General features: G+C 62.4%; 7 protein-coding genes and 3 pseudogenes. 6 read left to right on the top strand and 4 right to left on the bottom strand.

Annotated features, from left to right (window positions below; all coding sequences use genetic code 11):
• A pseudogene (locus QZY01_RS19320) lies at nt 1-106 on the bottom strand (plasmid pRiA4b ORF-3 family protein); the annotation flags it as partial.
• Nucleotides 107-111: 5 nt separating this feature from the next.
• Between QZY01_RS19320 and QZY01_RS19315 the strand changes: the two are divergent.
• The 3 genes and pseudogenes from QZY01_RS19315 to QZY01_RS19305 all read left to right on the top strand — a co-directional run bounded on the left by QZY01_RS19315 (nt 112) and on the right by QZY01_RS19305 (nt 2,771).
• On the top strand, nt 112-255 hold the full coding sequence (locus QZY01_RS19315; protein ID WP_294540436.1) for a hypothetical protein: 144 nt from the start codon (nt 112-114) through the stop codon (nt 253-255).
• A gap of 212 nt (nt 256-467) precedes the next feature.
• Nucleotides 468-1,805 (top strand): annotated as a pseudogene (locus QZY01_RS19310) (DUF1254 domain-containing protein); the annotation flags it as partial.
• A 33-nt stretch (nt 1,806-1,838) separates the two neighbouring features.
• The gene (locus QZY01_RS19305) at nt 1,839-2,771 is read left to right on the top strand and encodes a DUF1254 domain-containing protein (protein ID WP_294540438.1); all 933 of its coding nucleotides are present in this window, start codon (nt 1,839-1,841) and stop codon (nt 2,769-2,771) included.
• A gap of 346 nt (nt 2,772-3,117) precedes the next feature.
• Here QZY01_RS19305 and QZY01_RS19300 read toward each other — a convergent pair whose 3' ends face one another.
• Together QZY01_RS19300 and QZY01_RS19295 are read right to left on the bottom strand one after the other, a co-directional pair.
• Nucleotides 3,118-5,283 (bottom strand): urea transporter, encoded by a 2,166-nt coding sequence (locus tag QZY01_RS19300; RefSeq protein ID WP_294540434.1) that lies wholly within the window; start codon nt 5,281-5,283, stop codon nt 3,118-3,120.
• A gap of 38 nt (nt 5,284-5,321) precedes the next feature.
• Complete coding sequence (locus QZY01_RS19295) at nt 5,322-5,606, bottom strand: hypothetical protein (protein ID WP_294540432.1); 285 nt, start codon at nt 5,604-5,606, stop codon at nt 5,322-5,324.
• 138 nt (nt 5,607-5,744) lie between these two features.
• On the opposite strand from QZY01_RS19295, the gene QZY01_RS19290 reads away from it, so the two are divergent.
• Both QZY01_RS19290 and QZY01_RS19285 read left to right on the top strand, forming a co-directional pair.
• On the top strand, nt 5,745-6,626 hold the full coding sequence (locus QZY01_RS19290) for a DUF6502 family protein (protein WP_294540430.1): 882 nt from the start codon (nt 5,745-5,747) through the stop codon (nt 6,624-6,626).
• The gene (locus QZY01_RS19285; RefSeq protein WP_294540428.1) at nt 6,623-7,870 is read left to right on the top strand and encodes a DUF5666 domain-containing protein; all 1,248 of its coding nucleotides are present in this window, start codon (nt 6,623-6,625) and stop codon (nt 7,868-7,870) included. Before QZY01_RS19290 ends, QZY01_RS19285 begins: the two co-directional genes overlap by 4 nt.
• A 75-nt stretch (nt 7,871-7,945) precedes the next feature.
• Here QZY01_RS19285 and QZY01_RS19280 read toward each other — a convergent pair whose 3' ends face one another.
• Nucleotides 7,946-8,308, bottom strand: a complete 363-nt coding sequence (locus QZY01_RS19280) for a hypothetical protein (RefSeq protein ID WP_294540426.1) — start codon at nt 8,306-8,308, stop codon at nt 7,946-7,948.
• A gap of 119 nt (nt 8,309-8,427) precedes the next feature.
• On the opposite strand from QZY01_RS19280, the pseudogene QZY01_RS19275 reads away from it, so the two are divergent.
• Nucleotides 8,428-8,618, top strand: a pseudogene (locus tag QZY01_RS19275) (IS21 family transposase); the annotation flags it as partial.

Raw genomic sequence — 8,618 nt, 5'->3', positions numbered from 1 at the left:
TCAATTCGACCGGCAGTTCAAGAGATCGGCTGATCTTGGGCTCGATGTCGAGGATGTGGACATCGGCGGCTATGATGCAGGCATCGGGATCGAAAGGTCTGGCCATGATGGATGACTATGCCGTGGCTCACGCCGGGTAGCAACGACCCGGGCGGCGTGCTCGACGACTGGCGCCAGCCGAGTTGCGTGGATCTGGTCGAAATCACTGGTTTGCTAACGGCGGCGACGGCAGGAATCGGCGGATTGCGGTCGTAGGTCGAAAGGGAGGTGTCAGAACCAAAAGCGGTCGTTCTTTGTCACTTGTCGGTGAGGGCGCAAGGGTCGTGTTTCTTTCGCATTGATCGACGCGCCGAAATCGGTGAACCTTCGACTGGACCGTTTCGGTCACAAGCCAGGGGAGCGGCGGCGTGAAATCCAGAATTTTGAACGTATTTGTTGCGACGGTTTCGTTACTCTCGGCCTTCGCGATCGGGAACGCATCAGCCGAGCAGGCGGCCTCGCCCGAGGAAGCGCGGGCCATCGCCAAGGAGGCCTATATCTACGGCTTCCCGTTGGTGGATAATTACAGGGTGCAATACGCCTATTTCGTGGATCGAAACAATCCTGATTACAAAGCGCCGTGGAATCACCTGTTCAACATTCCCCGCGTGTTCACGCCGGAAGACAAGGCTATACAAACTCCCAACTCGGATACGCCCTATTCGTGGATCGGCCTTGATCTGCGCGCCGAACCCATCGTCTTCACGGTGCCGCCCATCGAAAAAGACAGATATTTCAGCCTTCAACTGATCGACCTCTACACCTATAACTTCGATTATCTCGGAAGCCGCGCGACCGGCAATGACGGCGGCAATTTTCTCGTCGCCGGGCCAAACTGGCATGGCGAAACGCCAGCGGGCATCAAGAAGGTCCTCCGCAGCGAGACGGAAATCATGTCCGCTCAGTTCCGGACGCAACTGTTCAAGCCGGACGACCTCGACAACGTCAAGCGCATCCAAGGCCAATACATTGTTCAGCCGCTTTCCGCGTTTCTTGGCCAACCCGCGCCGCAGGCCGCCCCTCCAATCACCTTCAAAAAGCCGCTTACGCCTGACGCGCAGAAGACTTCACCTGAGTTTTTCAATCTTTTGAACTTCACTCTTCAGTTTTGTCCGCCAAAACCGATAGAAAAGGAAATGTTGGATCGGTTCGCCCGCATCGGAATTAAAGCGGGCAAGACGTTTGACCCGAGCAGTCTGTCGACCGAAATGCAAAAGGCCATTCAGGACGGCATGGCTGACGCATGGGCCGCTTTCGCAGACCTCAAGAAAACCGGTGTCGAGACGGGCAAAGTCACGTCGGGCGACATTTTCGGGACGCGGGAATATCTCAACGGCAATTACCTCTATCGCATGGCGGGCGCGGCGCTTGGCATTTATGGCAACAGCAAAGAGGAGGCGATGTATCCGGCCTATTATGTCGATGCGTCCGGAAAGATGCTGGATGGCGCCAATCGCTATACGCTGCGCTTCGCGCCCGAGCAATTGCCGCCGGTCAACTCGTTCTGGTCACTGACGATGTATGAGCAACCCGCCAGTCTGCTGGTTGCCAACCCCATCAATCGCTATCTCCTCAACTCCCCTATGCTGCCGCAGTTCAAGCGTGATGCAGACGGCGGCCTGACATTTCTGATTCAAAACGAAAGTCCCGGCAAAGAAAATGAGGCGAACTGGCTTCCCGCCCCGAATGGACCGTTCTCGATCATCATGCGTCTCTACTGGCCGAAGGCCGAAGCGCTTGACGGAACTTGGAAGCAACCGCCGCTTCAGATCGCGGCAGCGACGCCAGCGCTAGAAACTGTGACGCCGGAAAATTTTATCCGCGCAGAGACCGACCGGAATTTCCACAACATCGTCGGCCTGAATGGCGGTTCGGTCAACAAATTCTATCATTTCCGCAGCCCGACGCCGTTGGACAAGCAGACTGTCGTGCGGATGAACAAGGATACGCTTTATTCAGGAGCGATCGTTGACACTGCGGGCGGCGCTACGGTGACGCTTCCGCAAGTGCCCGATGGGCGCTACATGTCGATCCTGCTGGTCGACAATGATCACTACAGCCCCGAGGTTTTCTATACGCCGGGTATACATAATTTGCCCAAGGACACCAAATTTCTCGGCGTGTTTGTCCGGACGCAGCTTTTCAATCCCAACGATCCCGCCGAAATCGCCCTTGTCAACAAGTTGCAGGATCAAGTCGTCGTCAACGCGAAAAGCGCCGATCCCCTTCCTCCGACAAGATGGGACCCGGCATCGCTCAAGGCGTTGACGGAGCAGTACGAAAAAGATTCGCTGCAATACAGCAGTTGGAAAGGGATGATGGGACCGCGAGGCAAGGTCGATGAGCAGACACGCCATATCGCGGCCGCTGCGGCCTGGGGGCTGTTTCCCGAATGGGACGCCACTTATTTGAATTACAAAGGAGCCGGCGATCCGAACGTTTGTCAGAAAGCGACGTATCAAATTCCGGAGAACAAGGCGTTCTGGTCGATCACCGTTTATGGCAACGATGGTTACATGAAAAGCGAGAACAGCATCGTCAATGGCGCCAATGTGAAGCTCAACCCGGACGGTTCGTTCACCGCCTATTTCGGTTCAAAAGACGCCTGCGGCGACGTTCCCAACCGGGTTGATGTTTCAGACGGCTGGAACTTCCTGATGCGCATCTATCGACCCGGTCCGTCCGTTCTGGACGGATCGTACAAGTTACCGGCAGCACAGCAGGTGAAGTAGCCCTGCACAGCGAATAAATAGCCGCCGATTTCGCGATTCGGATCGTCCGCAATGGAACGGAAAGCCGCCGACGGGACCTTCCTGTCGTACTACCGCTTAGAGCCGATTCCGGAAGACAGTCATTTCGGTCGGCAGCCCCAAGAAGTGGCCCCCATGGGTCGTTCGCGTTTGCCAATCGAGCGAAGGTCCGGTTTCGGTCGAAGACACTGGTTTGTGCGGCCAGCGCCGATCTACCGGTTGTGGCGCGAAGCCGGCGGCCAGCCATCAATTCGAGCGGCCCCTCATTGGCCGGCGCGAAGCCCGCTCGCCGCCCGCGTCAACATGAGGCGCTCACCGCAGGCGCCCTTCAGGCCGCCAGAAAGTCCGACGCGCTTGCCAGCGCTCCGCTTGACCAGGCGGGGATGCCAAAGTCGGCGATCAGACCTTTCTCGCAAAGATGCATTTCGACGACGGGCCTCCCATCAATGGTGACCTCCAGACCGACAAGGCCGTCGCACTCGCTGATCATGGCCACGCTGGTGGCTTTCGACAAGGTGACGCCGCAAAACGAAAGCCTATGTTCCCCGCTCTGGCGCCAGAGGCGCCGCGTCTTATCCCACCGCCGCTCATAATGGCTCTCAGCATTGCCGCAGATTTTCGGCAACAGCCTTACCGCGAAGCCGCGCAGGCCATGGCGCGGGAAGCCGCAAGCCGCTGGCGCATCGCGCCATTGCGCCGCGTCTTCGATCAGCGGGGTGAGGCCCAGCGCGAGCATGAAGCCATCGAAGGCCGCATCGGCGGGACCCTGGCGGTCATAGAGCGCGTAAAGGCTCGGGCTGTGCGACAGAGCGCATTGCGCCCCCGTATCGCTGACGAGCCGCCATTCGCCAAGCAGGCCGATTTCGCTGGCGATGCGGAAGGTTGGGCGCAGAGCGTCGCCGGTGGCGAAGGACAGGCTTCGCCCGACCGGCAAGCGCAGCGCCGAGTCGAGATTCTGGGCGAGACAGGGGCTTGTCAGGCTTTCGCCCTGCCGTGGGACATGATCGAGCCGATAGGCGCGCATCTCTGGCGCGGCGTCGAGCAAGAGGTGCGACAGATGAAACGGCGTCGTCGGCGCGCCCGGATGGGCCTCGCTCTGAACATGCATGTGCAGATGCGGCTGCGGCGAACGGCCAGAATTGCCGACCCGCGCGACGGGCGTTCCAACGGCGACCCAAGCGCCGACATCGACGCCAAGGCTGTGCTGCTGCAAATGCGCGAGCAGCACATATTTGCCGGAAGCCGTGGCGATCACCAGATGATTGCCCCAGACATGGACGAGATCCACGGCGCCCGGCGCATGGTCCGGCAAGGCGCCTTGCGCGAGGACGACGACGCCGGCGGCAGGCGCGAGAACCTCCCGGCCAAAACAATGATAATCCGTGACCTCCAGTCCCTCGCCACGGAAGGCGCATCCGTCGACGAGGCTGAAGAAATCGACGGCGTGACGCCAGTCGCCGCGATGGGTATGGGGGCCGTCGACGCCCTGATAAACCTCCATCGCGCCGAAAAAAGGCAAAGTCAGGCTTTCGCTCTCGGGCTGCAATCCGCGTGCGGTCAGCAATTTCTCGGCGATGCGGCTATCTTCCGGCAAGGCGGCGCTGGTCAGCCACAGGGCCTGGTAGGCGACGCCGGAACCGGGCCGAAATACCGCCAGACACAGGAAACTCGAAGCCAGAAAGGGCAGCGACAGGGCCGGCATGGCGACAGTCGAAAATAATCCGGCCAGCGCGATGGCCGCCAGCGTCGAAACCAGCACGCCGAAAACAGGCGCGAAGAGACGCGCGCCGCGCGGGGCCAGATAGAGTCCCCCGACGATGGCCGAGACCAGAATGGCGTTGGCGCCGACGGACAGGCGCAGCGGCGAGACGAAATCGCCGGTGAGGACGACAAGCACGGTCTGGGACAGCGCATAGCCGCCGAGGGAGAGCAGGGTCAGGATGCGCGAAGTCGCCAGAAGCGCGACGAGAACCATCGCGCCCGAGATCGGATTGGGGCTGTAGATGATGGCGCCGAAGCTTATCAAGGCCATGTCGAGCGGCGCGCAGCCCGTCGAAAACAGGGGAGCCGCGTGGACTGCCGGGGGCATCAGGCCGCCAGCCGCGACCGGCAACGCGATCCATATGGCGAGTGCGGCCGGCAGGCTCAGAAAACGCGCTGAAGCCGCCAAGGGTAAAACGTGTCGCAGCAGGTGGGCGAGGACCAGCGCCAGCCCACCGCAAAGTATCGCCAGCAGAAAGAGGCGAGGGCTCAGGGCGCGAAAGGTGGCAAGCGCCAGGCCAACGAGGGCGGCGTTGAAAATGTCCATGTCGCGAGGCGCGCCGTCGAACTTCAGCAACCTGTGCGCGGCCCAGCCGCCGGCGGCGCCAAAAAGGCCGGTCAGCCCGACTTGCGGCGTGACGAAGGTGGCGGCGAGCAGCAACAGAGCCGCTGGCGGCGGCGCCATCAGCATGGCGCCGTAGCAGCGCGAGAGCGACAGAAGGGCGTCGAGCATGAGGGTGGTTCCGGGGGGGATGAAATAGGAGAAGCGGGTCAGTTGACGTTGGCCGCGGCGGCAAGGCGTCCGGCGAGCTTGACCGGGGCGATCGGCGCCTTTGCGACCGTCGTCGCCCGATCCTGGCGTGCGGCAGGGGACTGGGTCGCCGTCTGGGTCATGGCGATAGCCGCCGAAAACCCGGTCAGAACCGTCACAATGATACCAAGACGACGCAGGACCGCCGCCTGCGGACGGGCGACGCGCAACGTCGGGCGCGCAGCCATTTGGCGGCGATCGGAGGACTGGAGGGCCAGCAGGGCCTGGACGGGAATGCGGTTCATGGGAGCCTCGGAAGCGATGGTTTCATCGAAGCCTGTTTTATGTGGGAAATATTCCCACGTCAACAGAAATCGACGCGCCGATTTTTCGCGGAACCGACGTGGGATTGTATCCCACGTGTCCGCATGATATTTGGAGGCATGGAAAAGTCTAATTCGCCCCAGCCGCCGGACGCATCGAGCCTGCAGGCGCCCGTGGCGCGGTTGCTGCGGCCGCTGGTGCGTCTGTTCATTCGCTGCGGCGTGACTTTTCCGGCGCTTTGCGACCTGCTGCGCGAGCTTTACGTCAATGTCGCCGAATATGATTTCGCTTTGAGCGACAAGGAGCAGACCGACAGCCGCGTCAGCCTGCTGACCGGCATTCATCGCAAGGAAGTGCGGCGCCTGCGCGGCGCCGGCGCGCCCGTGCGGCTGGTTCCCGCCAGCGTGTCTCGCGCCAGCATGATCGTCGCGCGCTGGATCGCCGCTCCCGAATTCGTCGACGCCCACGGCGCTCCCTTGCCGCTGCGCCGCGCCGGCGATCCGGGCGACGGACCGACGTTCGAAGATCTGGTCGAGTCGGTGACGCGCGACGTGCGGCCGCGCGCCATTCTCGACGAATGGATGGATCGCGGCATCGCCGAGATTGACGCCAACGGCCGGATTTGCCTCGCGGAGGCGGCTTTCGCGCCAAGGCCGGGCGATGACCGCCAGCTCTATTATTTTGGCCGCAACCTGCATGATCATGTGGCGGCGGCGGTCGATAATATTCTGGCGGCCAAGCCGCGCTTTTTCGAGCGCGGCGTGCATTACGAAGGCATTTCCAGAGAACTGGCGCAAAGGATGGAGGCGCGGTCCCGCCAATTGGCGATGGAGGCGCTCACCACCGCCAATCGCGAGGCGCAGGCGGCCTATGCCGCCGATCCGGGCGGCGAGTGGCGCTGGAATTTCGGCCTGTACATTTTCAGCGAAAACGAAGAAAAGTCCGCGCAAGGCGAAGCTGAAGCCATGCCCGCCAAGCCAGCCGACGGAGCGGAGAAGTGACCAAGCCAGCCCTGCCGAGCCGCCGGCGCTTTTTGGCGCTTTTGTCGACCCTTGCCTGTGGCGGCGCTTTTGCGGCGGAGGGCAAAAAAGACAATGGCATTGGCGGCACGGGGTTCAGTCTCGAACTCGACAATGGCATTGGCGGCACGGGATTCGTCGGAACCATCCGACGTTTCGGCAGCGTCTATATCAATGGCCAGCGCATCGCCTATCCCGCCACCGCCGAGGTCGTGATCGACGGCGTCAAGGCTGATTTCAAACAAATGCGCATAGGACAGGTCGCGCGACTTGTCGCCACCCAAGACAGCCAAGGCTGGAGCACGGGGCAGATCACGATCGTCCATGAGATCGTCGGCCCGATCCAGAACATCGACGGCCGGCAAATCGAAGTTCTTGGCCAGAAAATCGACGCGAGCGCCCTGAAATCCATCGGCGATTTCAGCCCCGGCGATCGGGTGGCGATTAGTGGCCTGCGCCGCCCCGACCAGAGTTTGGTCGCCAGCCTCATTCAGAAAACCGACGTGGGACGGGACCAGCTGGTCGGCCTGGCGGCGCGTCAACCGAGCGGCGGCCTCGCCATCGGCCGGCTGCCTGTGACCGGTATTGGCGATGAATTCGCCGGCCGCAGGATGATCCTTCGCGGTCAATTCGCCGACGGACGATTTGTGGCGACCGAAGCCAGAGCCGAGCCGCTCGTCGGACTGGCGGGCGTCACGCGCATTTCGGTCGAGGCCTATGTCGAGCGCCGCGGCGACGCCTTGTCGATGGCCGACGGGGTTCGAGTCATCGGGCGACAGAAGGCGCTTGACGTCGGCCACAGCGGCGCCTTTCGAGCCGTCATCACGGGCGAGCTCGACGCCCGCGGTGCTTTCGTCGCGCAGGAAATTCGCCTGCCCAACCGCGCCGGCGGGTTCGATCCGCCGCATGGCGGCGCCGGCGGTCCGCGCGGCGTCGGGGGAGGCGGCCAAGGCGGAACTGGCGGCGGCCCAGGCGGCGGGCGCAGCGGTCCCGGCGGCAGTGGACTTGGCGGTCCCGGCAGCGGCGGATCTGGCGGCGGCGGACTTGGCGGTCCTGCTGGCGGCGGTCCCATCGGCGGCGGTCCCATCGGCGGCGGTCCAGGAGGCGGCGTCCCTGGAGGCGGCGGGCCGGGCTTTCCCGGCGGTCCGGGCGGGGGCGGTCCGGGAGGCCCGGGCGAGCCCGGGGGCTTAGGCGGACCCGGCATGCCCGGCGGACGGGGGCGGTAACGCCAGCTTGTCTGGAAACAAAAAAGGGCGGCGACCTCGCAGAGATCGCCGCCGTTTTGTTTGGAAAAACGGCTTTCAGGCCGCGCGCACCGGGCGCGGTCGGGCGAAGGGCTCGGCCAGATGCGCGGGCGTGACATCCAGCCGGCACATATCGTCGAGGCCTTCCGCCAGACGGATGGCCGAATGCGAACCATCCATATGAATCAGCGCGATGGCCGGACGATATTCGATGAACTGCATCCACTGGGTATTGTTATAGGCGCCCGTCGGCCCGATCACGAGCCGGTCGCCCACGGCCAACGGCGGCAATTGCACGCTGCGGCGGACCACGTCGATATTCATGCAGAGCGGGCCATAAAGCACGGTGTCCGCGACTTCGCCTTCGCTGTCGCGGGTCAGACGCACGTCATGATCGTACCAAAAGCCGGTGAAAAGCACATTGACTGTTGATTTCCACTGAGAGTTGACCCGGCAACGCAGGAAATTTCCACCGAGAATTGACCCATGTTTTGAATCCGCCCTGGCCGATTTCAGCGGGGGGCTTTGGAGTGATAAACATGGAGTTATTGAGCGTTATCCGGCGCTGGGCTTTTCGGGACCAGCTTTCGATCCGAGAGATATCGCGACGAACGCACTTGTCGCGCAACACGATCCGCAAATATCTGCGGTCCGACGTCGTCGAGGTGCAATTCAAAGTTCCCGATCGGGCGAGCAAGCTCGACGCGTTCTCCGACAAATTATCTGGCTG

The organism is uncultured Rhodoblastus sp., assembly GCF_903903185.1.
Taxonomy (GTDB): domain Bacteria; phylum Pseudomonadota; class Alphaproteobacteria; order Rhizobiales; family Beijerinckiaceae; genus Rhodoblastus.
Note: the sequence above shows the minus strand (reverse complement) of the source record. Positions and strands in the feature narration are given on the sequence as shown.

Bases quoted from the DNA above. Each gene is read 5' to 3' on its own strand.
- QZY01_RS19295 (WP_294540432.1), bottom strand. From the start codon at position 5,606: ATGAACCGCATTCCCGTCCAGGCCCTGCTGGCCCTCCAGTCCTCCGAT.
- QZY01_RS19290 (WP_294540430.1), top strand. From the start codon at position 5,745: ATGGAAAAGTCTAATTCGCCCCAGCCGCCGGACGCATCGAGCCTGCAG.
- QZY01_RS19315 (WP_294540436.1), top strand. From the start codon at position 112: ATGACTATGCCGTGGCTCACGCCGGGTAGCAACGACCCGGGCGGCGTG.
- QZY01_RS19300 (WP_294540434.1), bottom strand. From the start codon at position 5,283: ATGCTCGACGCCCTTCTGTCGCTCTCGCGCTGCTACGGCGCCATGCTG.